The following is a 15,021-nucleotide window of genomic DNA, read 5'->3' as shown; positions in this document are numbered from 1 at the left end:
CCATGTCCGACACTTATTTTCAACCGAATTTCCAACCGAATTTCCAGCCCCTCGGCGGCAACGTGATGCCGCGCTGCGGCGGTATCGCCACGATGATGCGTCTGCCGCACGTGGAAGACGCCGCGGGCCTCGACGCCTGCTTCGTGGGCGTGCCGTTCGATCTCGGCACCTCGAACCGCACCGGCGCGCGCTTCGGCCCGCGCCAGATCCGCACGGAGTCCGTGCTGCTGCGCCCGTACAACATGGCCACGCGCGCGGCGCCCTACGATTCGCTGCGCGTGGCCGATATCGGCGACGTGGCGACGAACCCCTACAATCTCGCCGATTCGATCACGCGCATCGAAGCCGCCTACGACGCGATCCTCGCGCACGGCACGCGCCCCATCACGCTGGGCGGCGATCACACGATCACGCTGCCGATCCTGCGCGCGATTCATCGCAAGTACGGGCGCGTGGGTCTCATCCACGTCGATGCGCATGCCGACGTCAACGACACGATGTTCGGCGAAAAAATCGCCCACGGCACGCCGTTCCGCCGCGCGGTGGAGGAAGGCCTGCTGGACTGCGACCGGGTGGTGCAGATCGGCCTGCGCGGGACCGGCTACGAGGCGGAAGACTTCGACTGGTGCCGCCAGCAGGGCTTCAAGGTCGTGCAGGCCGAAGAATGCTGGAACCAGTCGCTCGCGCCGCTGATGGAAGAAGTGCGCGCACGCGTGCAGGGCGGCCCCGTGTACCTGAGCTTCGACATCGACGGCATCGACCCGGCCTATGCGCCCGGCACCGGCACGCCGGAGATTGCGGGCCTGACCGTGCCGCAGGCGCTGGAGATCATCCGCGGCACGTGGGGCGTGGATATCGTGGGCGCGGACCTCGTGGAAGTGGCGCCGCCGTACGATCCGTTTGGGACCACGGCGTTGCTGGGCGCGAACCTCGCGTTCGAAATGCTGTGCGTGCTGCCCGGCGTGAAGCGCCGCGACTAGAACCGCGTGGCACAGGGCACGCGCGGCGCAACACCGCGCGTAGCATGACAATCAGGAGACTTGCTGTATGAACGCACACGAACACGCCGGCCTCGCGGCCGCGGAGGCCGGCCTCGAAATCGAGAGCCGTTCGATCGACTACATTCCCGAGCGCGAGCGTCACGCGAAGCTCCGCAGCCAGGGTCCGTTCTGGTTCCTCGGCAACTTTCACTTCTTCACGATCTCGATCGGCTTCGTGGGCCCGGGCATGGGGCTCTCCGCCGGCTGGACGACGCTGGCCGGCGCGCTCGGCATCATGTTCGGTACGATCTTCATGGCGTTCCACGGCTCGCAGGGGCCGGAGATGGGGCTGCCGCAGATGATCCAGTCGCGCGCGCAGTTCGGCTATCGCGGCGTGGCGCTCGCGTTGCTGGCCACGCTTTTCGTGTTCGTGGGTTTCAACGTGGTGAACGTCTCGCTCATCATGGACGGCCTGAAGAACGTGTTCGGCCTGAACCCCGCGGTGGTGGCGATCGTCGCTTCGGTGGTGGGCGGCGTGCTGGCGGTCTTCGGCCACGACCTCATGCACAAGGCGTTCAAGTGGGCGCTCATCGCCACGCTGCCGCTTTATGCGCTCGTCACGGTGGCGCTGGTCTTCGGCGTGGGCAAGGGGGCCGTGCCCGCGGCCACGCCCGCCAGCCTCGGCTTCAACTGGGTGGCGTTCATCACGCAGTTCGCCATCGGTGCGAGCTACAACATCTCTTACGCGCCCTACGTTTCCGATTACTCGCGCTATCTGCCGAAGCAGACGAGCCGCGCGAAGCTGATCTCGGCGATCTTCCTCGGCGCTTCGTTGTCCGGCGCGTGGATGATCGGTCTGGGCGCATGGCTTGCCCAGCAGCTAAAGGCTTCGGATGCGCTCGTCGCGCTCAACCAGGTCGGCTCGGCGCTGTTCCCGGGCTGCGGCAGCCTGATCGTCGTCGTGTCGGTGGCGGGCTTCCTGCCGATCATCGCGCTCAATACCTATAGCGCCATGCTCACGCTCCTGACCGGCATCGACTCGTTCCGCAAGATCCAGCCCACGCGTCGCGCCCGCATCGGCGCGGTCATGGCGATCAGCGCGATCCTGCTGGCCTGCACGCTCTCGATCCGCGGCAATGGCGTGGCGCTCCTGAACACGTTCCTCGTGCTGCTCCTGTACTTCCTCGTGCCCTGGACCGCCGTGAATCTCGTCGATTACTTCTTCGTGCGCAAGGGCCGCTATGCGATCTCGCACTTCTTCATGCCGGGCGGCATCTACGGGGCGTGGCAGGTGCGCGGCATTGCGGCCTACCTGATCGGCTTCGCCAGCATGATCCCGTTCTTCAGCATCGTGGATAACGAATCGGGCAAGGAGATCTTTGTCGGCTACTTCGCACACCTGATGGACGGCATCGATCTGGCCTGGCTCGTCGGGTTGATCGTGTCGGGTGCGGTGTATTACGTGCTGAGCCGCTCGCTCGATCTGGCTGCGGAGGAGAAGGTGATCCGCACGATCGGCGAGAGCGACATCATTGCGATGGCGCGACAGTCGGCAGGACAGTGAGACGTCCGCGCTGGAGGCCGCCTTGTGCAAGAGGCGGCCTTCAGGAGCAGTCGACAGGCAAGGGCAGCCCATTGCGGGCTGCCCTTGCGCATTTTGCGCACCCCCAATTGAGCGCGGTCATTCGGGATCCGCGCTGTACATGCTGTTTGCATAAGGCATCGTGCCGGCACGGCCGCCTGCTCAAGATCGCCTTGAATCTGCCGATAGATAAGGGTTCGAGCGTATCGATGGGAAAGGCACGGAATCCATGCCACGGGCCGTGCCGTCAAAAGAACAGAGTGAAGAAAAACACCATGCACCGCGTACTACTTGCCCTTGTGCCCCTGTGTCTGCTGGGGTGCGCGCAATCGCCCACCTCGCCCACCGTATCGACGCCGACGCCGCCGCCAACTCTTGCCGCTGCGTCGACGAATCTCGTCTCCAATGCCGCGAAATCCATGAACACCCTGTCGCCCGACGTGCGGGCGACCTGCGTGGCAGCGACCGTGTCCATGAGTTCGGTCGTGGATCACGTCGCGGAAACCGTGGACCGGATTCATGCGTGCCTTGCTTCACGCGACCTGCCGGTTGCATTGCGGGTGTTCATGCTGCAAGGGCTGGTGTGGACCGAAATGGCGCGTCAGGGCTATAGCGCCGCGATCGATGCCCAGCGCGCGGCGATCGACCTGGAGCCGACGCCGGGGGACGACCAGTTGTTCCTGCTCGCGTCGCTCTACAACACCACGCACCAGTACCCGCAAGGCATGGCGCTGCTGGAGCAATTGCGTGCCCGGCACGCAAACGTGCACGAGCTGGATTCGACGCTCGGTGCGCCCTACTATGTGGTGCTCGGGAACATCCTCGCTGCTACCGGCCATCACCAGGAGGCGATCGAGGCTTTTTCCAATGCGATCCGCCTTGCCCCTGCGCTGGCAGCGGCGTATGGCGGCCGCGCAACGGAGCGCGAGATCGCCGGCGACACGGCCGGGGCCCACGCCGACTACGTCCAGCTTGCGCGGTGGACGCCCGAGAACCACATCGACGCCAGGCTGGAGGCGAAGTTGTCCGGCATGGGGATCGATGCGGCGAGCGAGCGCCGGCATCCCTTCGGCAGCGCGAACCCTTTGCGCGAGATTGCCGCGCAAGCGCTGGTCACTGCCCAGGCGTCGCTCCAGGCCGCCGCCCCGCCCGCGGACAAGGCGAAGGCTTATGGCGATGTTTCGGCCTTTCTCGACAACACGGGACAGCACGAAGAGGCGCTCGCCGCCATCGACAGGGCGATCGCGCTCGCACCGGACGACATCTCGCTGAAGCAGTCCCGGGTCACGACGCTCGTTGCGCTGGACCGGGCGGACGACGCGCTCGCGGCGGCCGCACCGCTGCTCGAACAGATGCGCCGTGAACTGGCGGGTGCGGCGAATCCCGCTGCCGTCTATCACCAGTATGTCGAAGCGACCGGGTCGTCTGCCTGGGCCTACATGCTCAAAGGAAACTGGGCCGGCCAGATCGACATGCTGGCCGATTGTGCCCGGGGATCGGATGATTTCGACCGGGACTATCTGGCCACGCTTTATCTGATCGTTCGTGCGCGCAGCGACGGCACGGCGCCGGTCAGCCCGTACTTCGAAGACTACATCCGCCGGCGCACCGCCATGCCGACGACGCAATATCGCCAGGTGCTGCTGCAGTACGTGCGCGGCCGCGCTCCGTTGGACGCGGTCTACTCGATGGTTTCGATCATCCCGGACCCGGGCCTGCTTCAGAATGCGCTGGCCGAAACCTGGATGATGGCTGCGGCCTACAACCGCTTCGTCAAGCACGACGACGCCGTGGCGCAGAGCTACCGGAAGCGGATCGAGGACCTCCAGCCCTACGGCACCAGCGAATGGACGATGGTCCGTTACGGCGGCGTGTAATGCCGGTTTCTGCACGTTTCGCGAAGCGGGTGGGCGCCGCAGCGTGGTGGGCGATGCTCGCGGCGGCGGCACTTGGCGCGACCGACGTGACGGCCATGCCGTCGGCGCAAGCGGGCGGGCTGCAGAGCGGGGCCGACCCCCGGCACTTGCCGCCGGTCCCGTTCAGCGATCCCACTTCGACGTGTTCGGCGCAGTGGGGTCTGGGCGATGGTTCGTTCCGTTCACCGCTGTCGACGCCCGGGCAACTGCGCGCCGTATGTGCCGCCGAGGCGGCGCGAGGCAATCTCGATGCCGCGACCATTTACGGTCAACTGGTGTTGTTCGGCGTCGGCGGACCGCCGTCAGGAAGCGGATTCGCCCTATTGAGCCGGGCTGCGGCCGACGGCCAGCCCGTCGCGCAGCGCCTGGTCGGCCAGCTCTATCTGGAGGGGCAGCGCGTGCCGGCCGACGTGCCCGCCGCACGCATGTGGCTGGGCCGGGCGGCGGACGCCGGCGACGGTGTCGCCGCCAGTGCCCTCGGATCGCTCGACTTTACCGGCGAAGGCGCTCCGAAGGATCCTGCCTCCGCGTACCGGCTCTTTGCGCGTGCTGCCACGAACGGCGATCCGCATGGAGCAGCCAACGCCGGCCGCATGCTCCTGAGCGGCGCGCCCGGCGTGCCGCGCGATGCACAGGGCGCCGTTGCGTGGTTCATCAAGGGGACATCGTCCGGCGATGCCGATTGCCAGTTCCTGCTCGGGCTGTCTCTGCTTCAGGGCGCCGGCGTCGCGAGGGATGACAAAAAGGCTTTTGGCTGGCTGGCGGCGGCGGCGCGGCAAGGCGCTCGGCGACGCGTGGCTCAGGCGCGCGCAGGCGGGTCTTGCTGGCCGCCCGGGCTGGGAAGCCTGCGCAGCGGCGGCGCAGGTTGTGGAGCAGCGCGTGCGCGCTTCCCTGACCGAAGCCGAGCGGGTGCGCGCCGATTTGCTGACGCAGAACCTGATGGTCAGCGTTCCGGATCGAGACGGTGAGGCCGTGGCTCGCGGCGCCGATACCAGGACGGAAAGCGGCAGCGGATTTTGACCCGCCGCAAAAACACAAAGGGCGCAGCGGTTCGAACCGCTGCGCCCTTTTTGCATGATGCGTTACGGCCCAGGCGCCCTGAAGCGCCAGGCCGAAGCGATCAGCCTGCCGCGACCGTGGCCGGCTTCTTGGTCTTGGCCGCGTTCTTGATCTCTTCGAGCTTGATCTCGACGTGGCGCGAGAACACGTACTCGGCAGGACGCTGGCCTTCGAGCGAGATGTCCTTCGCGAACGCGCCTTGCGTGCGCGGGCCCGAGAGGGCGACGCGCGCGGCCTTGAGCGGATGCGCCACCGTGTCCATCACGGCGGTGGCTTCGAAGCCGCAGTGGACCATGCAGTCCGCGCACTTCTCGTACTTGCCCGTGCCGTACTTGTCCCAGTCGGTGGTTTCCATCAGTTCCTTGAAGGTCTTCACATACCCTTCGCCGACCAGATAGCAGGGCTTTTGCCAGCCGAACACCGTACGCGCCGGGTTGCCCCACGGCGTGCACTGGTAGGTCTGGTTGCCCGCCAGGAAGTCGAGGAACAGGCTCGACTGGCTGAACGACCACTTCTTGCCGTTGTTGCCGCGCTTGAAGATCTCGCGGAACAGGTTCTTGGTCTTTTCGCGGTTCAGGAAGTGCTGCTGATCCGGCGCGCGCTCATAGGCATAACCCGGCGAAACCGTGATGCCGTCGACGCCGATCTCGCCGACCGTGTCGAAGAACTTCGCCACGCGTTCCGGCTGCGCGTCGTTGAACAGCGTGCAGTTGATGTTCACGCGGAAGCCGCGGCGCTTGGCTTCCTTGATGGCCGCGACGGCCTTGTCGTAGACGCCTTCCTGCGAAACCGAGTGGTCGTGCGCCTCGCGGTCGCCGTCCAGGTGCACCGACCAGACGAAATACGGATTCGGCTCGTAGTCGTCCATCTTCTTTTCCATGAGCAGCGCGTTCGTGCAGAGATACACGAACTTCTTGCGCGCCATGATGCCCTTCACGATCTGCGGCATTTCCTTGTGCAGGAGCGGCTCGCCGCCTGCGATGGAAACCACCGGCGCGCCGCACTCGTCCACGGCTTCGAGGCATTCCGCCAGCGAGAGGCGCTGGTTCAGGATGGGATCCGGATAGTCGATCTTGCCGCAGCCGTTGCAGGCCAGGTTGCAGCGGAACAGCGGCTCGAGCATGAGCGCGAGCGGATAGCGTTTGTTGCCGCCGAAATGCTGGCGGAAGATGTACGCGCCAACGCGGACTTTTTGTAACAGCGGAATAGACAAGACGTGTCCTCCTTAAACTTCGCGTGCGACGAGCGGTTGCAACAGCTTCGCCGGCAGCTTGAATTCGACTTTCTCTTCGCGACCGGCCATCGTCGACACCTCGACGGGCCCCAACGCGCGCAGCGCGTCGATCACGTTCTCAACCATCTCTTCGGGCGCCGACGCGCCGGCCGTGAGGCCAACCGTCTGCACGCCTTCGAACCACTCTGCCTTCACTTCCGAGCCGTCGGCCACGAGATAGCTCGGCACACCCGACTCGCTGCCGATCTCGCGCAGGCGGTTCGAGTTCGAACTGTTCGTCGCGCCCACCACGAGCAGCACCTCCACCTCGATGGACAGCTCGCGCACGGCGGCCTGGCGGTTCTGCGTCGCGTAGCAGATGTCACGCGTGTCCGGGCCGACGATGTCGGTGAAACGGGCCAGCAGCGCGTCGATGATGCCGCGCGTGTCGTCCACCGAAAGGGTGGTCTGCGTCACGTACGCGAGCGGCGCGTCGAGCGGCAGGTCGAGCTTCGCGACATCGGCTTCGCTCTGCACGAGCAGCACCGTGCCGGGAATCTGGCCAATCGTGCCTTCCACTTCCGGGTGGCCCGCGTGGCCGATCAGGATCAGCGTGCGGCCCTGCGAAACGTACTGGCGGCCCTGCACGTGCACCTTGGTGACGAGCGGGCAGGTAGCGTCGAGCACGTCGAGATCGCGCTCCTGCGCTGCGCGCTCGACGGTCTTGGCCACGCCGTGTGCGCTGAAAATCGCCACGGCGCCCTCGGGCACTTCGTCGAGCTCTTCCACGAAACGCGCGCCCTTGTTGCGCAGGTTTTCGACCACGTGACGGTTGTGGACGATTTCATGACGCACATAAACGGGCGCGCCGTGTTTCTGCAGTGCGCGATCGACAATCTCGATAGCGCGGACAACCCCCGCACAAAAGCCGCGGGGTTGGGCAAGGATCACTCGCATAGGGTGGCGAACTCCGACTGACGCGGTTGCCGAAGAAGCCGGTAAAAATGACTTGCTCGCCGCGCCCATCATATTAATTAGGTGCACATCTGTAGTCTGACCATAGCCAGACTCAAACTAGACGCGCATTTTAACCCCATCGCCAACCGTTTGCTGCGGCAAGCACCTGGGGTGCGGCGTGCACGCGACGCCGCATGGCCGCCGGGCATGCCCAGTGGATCGCAACGGGGCCAGGAAGCCAGCCGTGCCGCGGTGCAACATGATGCCAGAACCTTTAAAATAGCGGATCCGCGGGGTTCGCATGCGCCGCTGGATGGCGCTGGCTGACCTGACCCCAATCTGGACACCCTGGATGGAAGCCGACCACTACGAAAATTTTCCCGTTGCGAACGTGCTGCTGCCGAAGGCGCTGAGAGCGCCGGTGGGCGTGATCTATCATGTCGCGCGCACCGCCGACGACATAGCAGACGAAGGCGACTGGAGCCCCGCCGAGCGCCACGCGCGCCTCGCGGATTTTCGCGCCGGTCTGGATGCCGTGGCCCAGGGGCGGGCGGCGAACGTGCATCCCACGCTGTTCGCCAGGCTCGCGGAGGTGGTGCGGCAGAACGGGCTGCCGCTCGAGCCGTTCTACAACCTGGTTTCGGCGTTCGATCAGGACATCGACACGGTCCGTTATGCCGACCGGCTCGATCTGCTCGACTTCTGCCACCGCTCGGCCAACCCGGTCGGCCATCTGATGCTGCACCTGATCGAAGAAGCGACGCCCGAAAACCTCGCCGATTCGGACGCGATCTGCACTGCGCTGCAGTTCATCACCTTCTTGCAGGACGTGGGGGCGGACTGGCGGCGCGGCCGGATCTATCTGCCGCAAGCCGACCTCGAACGCTTCAACGTGACCGAGGCGCAGATCGCCGCGGGCGTGGTGGACGACGCCTGGCGCACGCTGATGCGCCACGAGCTGGCCTTCGCGCGCGCGTTGATGACGAGCGGCGCGCCGCTCGCGCTGCGCGTGCCGGGCCGCTTCGGGCTGGAACTGTGCAGCGTCGTGCATGGCGGGCTGCGCCTGCTCGAGCGCATCGAGCGCAGCGGTTACGATGTGTTCCGCGAGCGGCCCGCGCTCGGCGCCGCCGACTGGATCGTGGTGCTGTGGCGCACGGCGGCCATGTGGCTGTCGCGCCGCGTGAGCGTGCGCGCGCCTTCGATCGAAAGCAACAACGCCTGATGAACGCCTGAAGAACCCGCCTCAATCTATGACGACGACGATCCTCTTTGCCCTGTCCTGCCTCTCGCTGCTGATCTGGCTGGTTCTGCTGTTCGCGCGCGGCGGTTTCTGGCGCGCGCGGCCGGCGGCGCCGTTGCCGCTCGTCGAACCGGCGGACGGCTGGCCCGCCGCCTGCGCGGTGGTGCCGGCGCGCAACGAGGCGGACGCCATCGGCGAGGCGGTGAGCTCGCTGCTCCAGCAGGACTATGCGGGCGAGTTCCACGTGATCGTGATCGACGACCACAGCACCGACGGCACCGCCGAAGCCGCACGCGCCGCCGCGCTCGCGCTGCAGTGCCCGGAAAAGCTCTCGGTGATCCCGGCGAGGCCGCTGCCCGCGGGCTGGTCGGGCAAGGTGTGGGCGCAGTCGCAGGGCATCGAGGCGGTGCGCACGCTGGACCTGCCCGCCGACTACCTGCTCCTGACCGACGCCGACATCGGCCATCCGCCCGAGGCGCTCGCGCAACTCGTGGTGCGCGCGCAGGCCGAACAGCGCGATCTCGTCTCGCTGATGGTGCGTCTGCGCTGCGACTCGTTCTGGGAGAAGGCGCTGATCCCGGCCTTCGTGTTCTTCTTCGCGAAGCTCTACCCGTTCTCGTGGGTCAACAACCCGCGCAACAAGACGGCGGCGGCGGCGGGCGGCTGCATGCTCGTGCGCCGCAAGGCGCTGGAGGAAGCGGGGGGAATCGAGTCGATCCGCGCCGAGCTGATCGACGATTGCAGCCTCGCTGCGCGCATCAAGCACCGCGGCGACGGCCACCATCCGATCCGCCTCGACGTGGCCGCGAAAAGCGTATCGCTGCGCCCGTACGATTCGTGGAAGGACATCTGGAACATGATCGCGCGCACGGCGTTCACGCAGCTTCACTACTCGGCGTGGCAACTGGCGGGGACGATCGTCGGCATGACGGTGATCTATCTGGCGCCGCCCGTCGTCGCGCTCGTGCTGGGGCCGGCGGGCTGGCCCGCGTGGGTGGCCTGGGCGCTCATGTGCTGCGCCTATGCGCCCATGCTCGCGTACTATCGCCGCTCGCCGCTGTGGGCGCCGTTCTTGCCGCTCGTGGCGCTGTTCTATGTGGGCGCGACGTTCGCTTCGGCCTGGCGCTTCTGGCGCGGCAAGGGCGGCCAGTGGAAGTCGCGTGTGCAGGCGCCTGTGCAGGGGCGTTGATTGTGCGTTGATCGGGCGGTTGCTTACGCAGCCGCCGCCGCCGCGAAAAAAAGCCGTCGCATCGCGACGGCTTTTTCATTTCGGCGCCACGCGTTTTTAGCGCTGCGTGAGCATCATGTACATCTGCACGACCATGTCCGGCGAGAACGTGAACGGCACCCAGCCGTGACCCGTGTGGCGCAGCACGAGCAGACGGTCGCCGTTGCCCTGCTTCTGCACGGCCATCACCGGGTTCTTCGTCGAGACGAAACGCCAGTTGGGCGGCAGGCCCTGCGGCGGCTCGGGCTGCATCGAGGCGCGGGCGAACGAGAGCTGCTCGATCAGTTCGCCGACCTGCAGCGGATTGAGCGCCACGGTCTGGCCGCCGATCGTCATCGTGATGGCGTTTTGCGCCGGGCGGCCGATTTCCAGCACGGGTTCGGCGGCGGGGACCGGCGTATCGTCAGCGGCCGGTGCGGCGGCTTCGGCTTGCGCCGTTTCCACGGCAACGTTCGACTCGTCGCTCGTCGCCCGCGATTCCGCAGCCGGCGATCCGGCCGCGACGCGGGTTTCGTCGGCTGGCGGTGCCGGCTCGTGCGCGGGTGCGGCGCGATGGGCGTCGGCGTGGTCTGCGGCGGGCTGGTCTGCAATCGGCGCGGCTTCGTTGCGCGGCGTGGACAGGCTGGCGACGGTGGCGGCCTGGAGGAGCTGATCGACGCCCGCTTCGAGCGCGCCGATCTGTTCTTTTAGATTCATGCGAGGCTTCTCAGTAAGACCCGCGATTTTACCCGCTGCGCGCACGGCTTGCCGGTTAGGCGTTGTACGCATGTGTCAACAAAAGTTGTAACAAAATGCGAAGCCGGCGCGAAAAACAGCGAAAAAAGTGCCGGATTGCGGGGTGCGTGCGGCACTTCGCGCGCTGAAGCCAGATGCGGGTGAGCGCCCGACCCGGCGCCCCGTTGTTCCCCGCTCACCCCGCTCACGCCTTCAAATAGCCCGCTTCGCGGAACCATGCGAGCGCATCTTCGAGCCCCTGGCGGTAGGGCCGCGCGCGATAGCCCAGCTCGCGCTCCGCCTTCGCCGACGTGAAATACATCTTGTTCTTCGACATCTTCAGCGCGTCCACGGTGACGAACGGCTCGCGCTTCGTGAAGCGCGCCACGGCTTCCGCGCCGAGCGCGAGCGGATAGAGCGGCCAGCGCGGCAGGGCAAGGGTGGGCGGCTTGCGGCCCACCATGCCTGCGATGTCGGCGAGCATCTGCTGCAGCGGCAGGTTCTCGCCGCCGAGGATATAGCGCTCGCCGATGCGCCCGCGTTCCAGCGCGAGGAAGTGGCCGTGCGCCACGTCGTCCACGTGCACGAGGTTCAGGCCCGTATCGACGAACGCGGGGATCTTGCCCGTGGCCGCCTCCACGATGATGCGGCCCGTGGGCGTCGGCTTCACGTCGCGCGGGCCGATGGGCGTGGACGGGTTGACGATCACGGCGGGCAGGCCGTCGCGCTCGATCATGCGTTCCACGGCGCGCTCGGCGAGCACTTTGCTGCGCTTGTACACGCCGATCGCCTGTTCGGCCGTGAGCGGCGAGGTTTCGTCGGCGGAGCTGCCCGAACTCGTCACCTTGAGCGTCGCGACGCTGCTGGTGTACACGATGCGCTCCACGCCCGCTTCCAGCGCCGCGCGCAGGGTCGCTTCGGCGCCTTCCAGGTTCGCGTGCTCGATCTCGTGCGGATCGGGTGCCCAGAGGCGGTAGTCGGCGGCCACGTGGAACAGATAGCGCACGCCGGAGAGGGCGGCGCGCATCGAGGCGGCGTCGCGCATGTCGCCGGTGACGACTTCGGCGTCGAGCGCGGCGAGGTTGGTGCGCGGGCTCGTCGGGCGCACCAGCACGCGCACGGCATAGCCCTTGTCCTGCGCGATGCGGGCGACGGCCGAGCCGACGAAGCCGGAAGCGCCGGTGATCAGCACGAGGTCGCGGGAATTGGCGGTCATACGGGTTGGATTTCCTGTCCGGTGGCGCGGAGTGGGCGCCCGGGGGTTGGTGTCGGTTGGGGCCGGTGCGCGGGCGGCGGTCCTGCCGCCGGCGTGGCACGGATTGTACGTGGCGCGCGGCCGTCTGCCACGCTCGCGCGCCGCCGCGACTACAATGCCGCGCAGAGTGTCGGCTATTTGGATAGAGCAGGAGAAACGAACGATGACCGGACCGGATCTGGATTCACGCCTCGAAACGTATTACGTGCGCGTGCGCGGGACGGTGCAGGGCGTGGGCTTTCGTCACGCGACCGTGCGCCAGGCGCACGCGCTGCGCATTCGCGGCTATGTGGCCAACCTGGAAGACGGCTCCGTGGAAGCCCTGATCCAGGGAACGGCCAATCAGGTAGACCGCATGTTGTCGTGGCTGCGCCACGGACCGCCCGCGGCGCGCGTGACCGAGGTGGTGAGCGAGGAACGCCACACCGAAAAGCGCTACGAGCGCTTTGAACAGCACTGAAGTCAGCACTGAAGCCGCACCGGGGCGCTTGCGTTGCGCAAGCGCCTCATTTCACCGCGAGCAGGCTTTCCGCGAATCCCCATTCCTTCTCGACCCACTGATGCGCGCAGCTAAAGCCCGCATCGGCGGCGATCGCCGGGATCTCGTCGGCGTGGTACTTGTGGCTGCTCTCGGTCCAGATCGTTTCGCCCGCCTCCAGCGCGACCGATAGCTGTGCCGCGCCCACGTGCGCTTGCACGCGCCGCTTCGCGCGCAGATGCATTTCGATGCTGCGCGCGTCCGGGTTGAAGCGCGCGACGTGCTCGAAGGCGGCGAGGTCGAAGTCGCCGTCGAGTTCGCGGTTGATGCGCGCGAGCAGGTTCAGATTGAACGCGGCGGTGGCGCCGATGGCGTCGTCGTAGGCGGCGATCAGCGTGGGCACGGGTTTCACGAGGTCGGTGCCGAGCAGCAGCGTGTCGCCGGGCTTGAGCATCGCGCGGATGTCGCGCAAAAAGCGCGTGGCCGCGAGGCGCGCGAAGTTACCGATCGTGCTGCCGAGAAAGAGCACCAGCAGTTGTTCGCCGCTCGCGCGCTTGCGGCTCACTTCGGCGAGGCCCGCCAGATAGTCGCGCTCGTAGCCCACGATGGAAATGCGCTCGATGTCGGCCAGCTCGCGCCGGCACAGTTGCAGCGCGGTGCGCGAAATCTCGATCGGACAATACGAGGTGGGGCGCTTGCGGCACAGGGCTTCGAGAATGCGGCGCGTCTTGCGGCCGCTGCCGCTGCCGAGTTCGGCGACGGTGACATCGGCGGGCAAGGCTTCGACGATTTCCGCGGCATAACGCGTGAGAAGACGCTCTTCCGAGCGCGTGACGCCGTACTCGGGCAGCACGGTGATCACCTCGAAGAGCGCCGATCCGACTTCGTCATACAGATACTTCGACGGCAATTCCTTCTGCGGCGTGTGCGTGAGGCCCGCGTGAACCTCGGCGGCGAAGGCGGCGAGGTGGGGGGCGACGGCTGCGGGACGGGCGGTGGGGCGGTGCGCAGGGCGGGACATGCGGGCTCCAGGTGCGTGGGACGGCAGGCGGCGGCGCGCCTTTCGCCCACGGCAAGGTGCATGGCGAAGGCGGCGCGGCCGGAGGGCGGTTCCGTAGCGAGACTTACGTTCTAGACCATGGCGGCGCGATCTGCACGGACTAAATCGCGGATTTCGCCGTTTGGGCAGAGGCGCGCATCGGGCGTGCCCGCCGCACCGGGGCGCGCGCATCCGACTAAAATGGCGCCTCGCGCACCGGTCGCCACTCCATCGGTCGCCTCCCATCTCATAGCCGATTCAGATGACAACGTCTTTACCCGAGCCGCACGCCATCGTGCGCGTGGCCCGCGCTCCGCGCTTTTCCCGAGCCTTGCGTTCCCGTCCGACCGATGCCTGCCGCGTACATTCGGGGATCCCTGCGCAATGAACCAGTACGAACCCGGGCGCGGCATTGCGCTTTGCGTGGGGGCGTCGGCGCTGTTCGCGCTGCTGTCGGCTTATACGCTGTTGCTCAAGCCGCTCACGGGACTCGATATCTTCGCGTGGCGCGTGATCTGGACCGTGCCCGGCGCGCTGGCCCTGCTGTTTCTGCGCGGCCGCGGCGCGCAGTTGCGCGAACTCATCGCGCGCATGGTCAAGGAACCGCGCACGGCGCTCATGCTCGTGGTGGGCGCGGCGCTGCTCGGCCTGCAACTCTGGCTGTTCCTGTGGGCGCCGCTGCACGGGCGCATGCTGGAGGTGTCGCTGGGCTACTTCCTGTTGCCGCTCGTCATGGTGCTGGTGGGGCGTTTCTACTATCACGAGCGGCTCGACGGCCTGCAGTGGCTGGCCGTGGCATGCGCGGCGGTGGGCGTCGCGCACGAGCTTTGGGCCACGCATGCGTTTTCGTGGCCGACGCTGCTGGTCGCGTTCGGCTATCCGCCGTACTTCGTGCTGCGCCGCAAGATACACGCGGATTCGCTGGTGACCTTCGCGGTGGAGATGATCCTGCTCACGCCCATCGCCGTGTTCGAGGCCTGGGCGGGCGGCTCGCTCGCGCTGCTGGACGTCCGGCCGTTTCTCGCGTTCGCGTTGCTGCCGGGGCTGGGCGCGCTCAGCACCGCGGCGCTCGCGTCTTACCTCAAGGCGAGCCGCCTCTTGCCGATGGCGCTCTTCGGCATTCTCGGCTACGTCGAACCGGTGCTGCTGGTGATCGTTTCGGTGACGCTCCTCGGCGAGCATCTCGGCGCGCGCGAGCTGGCCACTTATGTGCCGATCTGGCTCGCCGTGGGTCTGACGGCCTTGCATGGCGCGAGGCTCGTGCGGTTGTCGCGCTAGGGCGCGCTAAAGGATTCAGGCAAGGACCCGAGTAAGGACCCGGGCGAGGGACCCCGACGAGAGCGCGAGCGCGTCAACGCCG

13 protein-coding genes are annotated in these 15,021 nt (G+C 67.0%); 8 read left to right on the top strand and 5 right to left on the bottom strand.

The genetic code is table 11. The features are described 5' to 3' along the window. Positions 1-2: 2 nt before the first annotated feature. From speB to U5760_RS10730, 4 genes are all read left to right on the top strand, one after another. Positions 3-980, top strand: coding sequence for an agmatinase (speB, locus tag U5760_RS10745; RefSeq protein WP_322011617.1), 978 nt, complete (start codon positions 3-5; stop codon positions 978-980). A 67-nt stretch (positions 981-1,047) separates the two neighbouring features. Continuing rightward, the gene (locus tag U5760_RS10740; RefSeq protein WP_322011616.1) at positions 1,048-2,544 is read left to right on the top strand and encodes a purine-cytosine permease family protein; all 1,497 of its coding nucleotides are present in this window, start codon (positions 1,048-1,050) and stop codon (positions 2,542-2,544) included. Positions 2,545-2,837: 293 nt separating this feature from the next. After that, the gene (locus tag U5760_RS10735) at positions 2,838-4,439 is read left to right on the top strand and encodes a tetratricopeptide repeat protein (RefSeq protein WP_322011615.1); all 1,602 of its coding nucleotides are present in this window, start codon (positions 2,838-2,840) and stop codon (positions 4,437-4,439) included. Next, positions 4,439-5,446: a tetratricopeptide repeat protein gene (locus tag U5760_RS10730; protein WP_322011614.1), complete on the top strand. Its 1,008-nt coding sequence runs from the start codon at positions 4,439-4,441 to the stop codon at positions 5,444-5,446. Before U5760_RS10735 ends, U5760_RS10730 begins: the two co-directional genes overlap by 1 nt. 152 nt (positions 5,447-5,598) lie before the next feature. Here the strand turns inward: U5760_RS10730 and hpnH are convergent, their stop codons facing one another. Continuing rightward, positions 5,599-6,750, bottom strand: coding sequence for an adenosyl-hopene transferase HpnH (hpnH, locus tag U5760_RS10725; RefSeq protein ID WP_322011613.1), 1,152 nt, complete (start codon positions 6,748-6,750; stop codon positions 5,599-5,601). 12 nt (positions 6,751-6,762) lie between these two features. After that, entirely contained in the window at positions 6,763-7,707 is a 945-nt protein-coding gene (gene ispH / locus U5760_RS10720; RefSeq protein ID WP_322011612.1) for a 4-hydroxy-3-methylbut-2-enyl diphosphate reductase, read from the bottom strand. Positions 7,708-8,059: 352 nt separating this feature from the next. Between ispH and hpnC the strand changes: the two genes are divergently transcribed. Further along, positions 8,060-8,929, top strand: coding sequence for a squalene synthase HpnC (hpnC, locus tag U5760_RS10715; protein ID WP_322011611.1), 870 nt, complete (start codon positions 8,060-8,062; stop codon positions 8,927-8,929). Positions 8,930-8,957: 28 nt separating this feature from the next. After that, entirely contained in the window at positions 8,958-10,136 is a 1,179-nt protein-coding gene (locus tag U5760_RS10710; protein WP_322011610.1) for a glycosyltransferase, read from the top strand. 96 nt (positions 10,137-10,232) lie between these two features. Here U5760_RS10710 and U5760_RS10705 read toward each other — a convergent pair whose 3' ends face one another. Further along, positions 10,233-10,871: a hypothetical protein gene (locus U5760_RS10705; RefSeq protein WP_322011608.1), complete on the bottom strand. Its 639-nt coding sequence runs from the start codon at positions 10,869-10,871 to the stop codon at positions 10,233-10,235. 223 nt (positions 10,872-11,094) lie between these two features. Further along, a complete protein-coding gene (gene hpnA, locus U5760_RS10700; protein WP_322011607.1) occupies positions 11,095-12,105 on the bottom strand; it encodes a hopanoid-associated sugar epimerase in 1,011 nt (336 codons plus the stop codon). Positions 12,106-12,307: 202 nt separating this feature from the next. Here hpnA and U5760_RS10695 point away from each other — a divergent pair, with 202 nt between their 5' ends. Then, positions 12,308-12,604, top strand: a complete 297-nt coding sequence (locus U5760_RS10695) for an acylphosphatase (RefSeq protein WP_322011606.1) — start codon at positions 12,308-12,310, stop codon at positions 12,602-12,604. Positions 12,605-12,650: 46 nt separating this feature from the next. Here U5760_RS10695 and egtD read toward each other — a convergent pair whose 3' ends face one another. Beyond that, positions 12,651-13,643: an L-histidine N(alpha)-methyltransferase gene (egtD, locus tag U5760_RS10690; RefSeq protein ID WP_322011604.1), complete on the bottom strand. Its 993-nt coding sequence runs from the start codon at positions 13,641-13,643 to the stop codon at positions 12,651-12,653. A gap of 402 nt (positions 13,644-14,045) precedes the next feature. Here egtD and rarD point away from each other — a divergent pair, with 402 nt between their 5' ends. Continuing rightward, a complete protein-coding gene (gene rarD / locus U5760_RS10685) occupies positions 14,046-14,939 on the top strand; it encodes an EamA family transporter RarD (RefSeq protein ID WP_322011603.1) in 894 nt (297 codons plus the stop codon). Positions 14,940-15,021: the final 82 nt, after the last annotated feature.

Origin of the sequence: Paraburkholderia sp. J12, assembly GCF_905220215.1 — a bacterium.
Lineage (GTDB): Bacteria > Pseudomonadota > Gammaproteobacteria > Burkholderiales > Burkholderiaceae > Paraburkholderia.
The sequence above is the reverse complement of the archived record's forward strand: the minus strand, read 5'-3'. Positions and strand labels throughout refer to the sequence as shown.

Coding starts and splice junctions, on each gene's coding strand:
- speB (WP_322011617.1), top strand. CDS start 3: ATGTCCGACACTTATTTTCAACCGAATTTCCAACCGAATTTCCAGCCC.
- U5760_RS10740 (WP_322011616.1), top strand. CDS start 1,048: ATGAACGCACACGAACACGCCGGCCTCGCGGCCGCGGAGGCCGGCCTC.
- U5760_RS10735 (WP_322011615.1), top strand. CDS start 2,838: ATGCACCGCGTACTACTTGCCCTTGTGCCCCTGTGTCTGCTGGGGTGC.
- U5760_RS10730 (WP_322011614.1), top strand. CDS start 4,439: ATGCCGGTTTCTGCACGTTTCGCGAAGCGGGTGGGCGCCGCAGCGTGG.
- ispH (WP_322011612.1), bottom strand. CDS start 7,707: ATGCGAGTGATCCTTGCCCAACCCCGCGGCTTTTGTGCGGGGGTTGTC.
- hpnC (WP_322011611.1), top strand. CDS start 8,060: ATGGAAGCCGACCACTACGAAAATTTTCCCGTTGCGAACGTGCTGCTG.
- U5760_RS10710 (WP_322011610.1), top strand. CDS start 8,958: ATGACGACGACGATCCTCTTTGCCCTGTCCTGCCTCTCGCTGCTGATC.
- U5760_RS10705 (WP_322011608.1), bottom strand. CDS start 10,871: ATGAATCTAAAAGAACAGATCGGCGCGCTCGAAGCGGGCGTCGATCAG.
- hpnA (WP_322011607.1), bottom strand. CDS start 12,105: ATGACCGCCAATTCCCGCGACCTCGTGCTGATCACCGGCGCTTCCGGC.
- U5760_RS10695 (WP_322011606.1), top strand. CDS start 12,308: ATGACCGGACCGGATCTGGATTCACGCCTCGAAACGTATTACGTGCGC.
- egtD (WP_322011604.1), bottom strand. CDS start 13,643: ATGTCCCGCCCTGCGCACCGCCCCACCGCCCGTCCCGCAGCCGTCGCC.
- rarD (WP_322011603.1), top strand. CDS start 14,046: ATGAACCAGTACGAACCCGGGCGCGGCATTGCGCTTTGCGTGGGGGCG.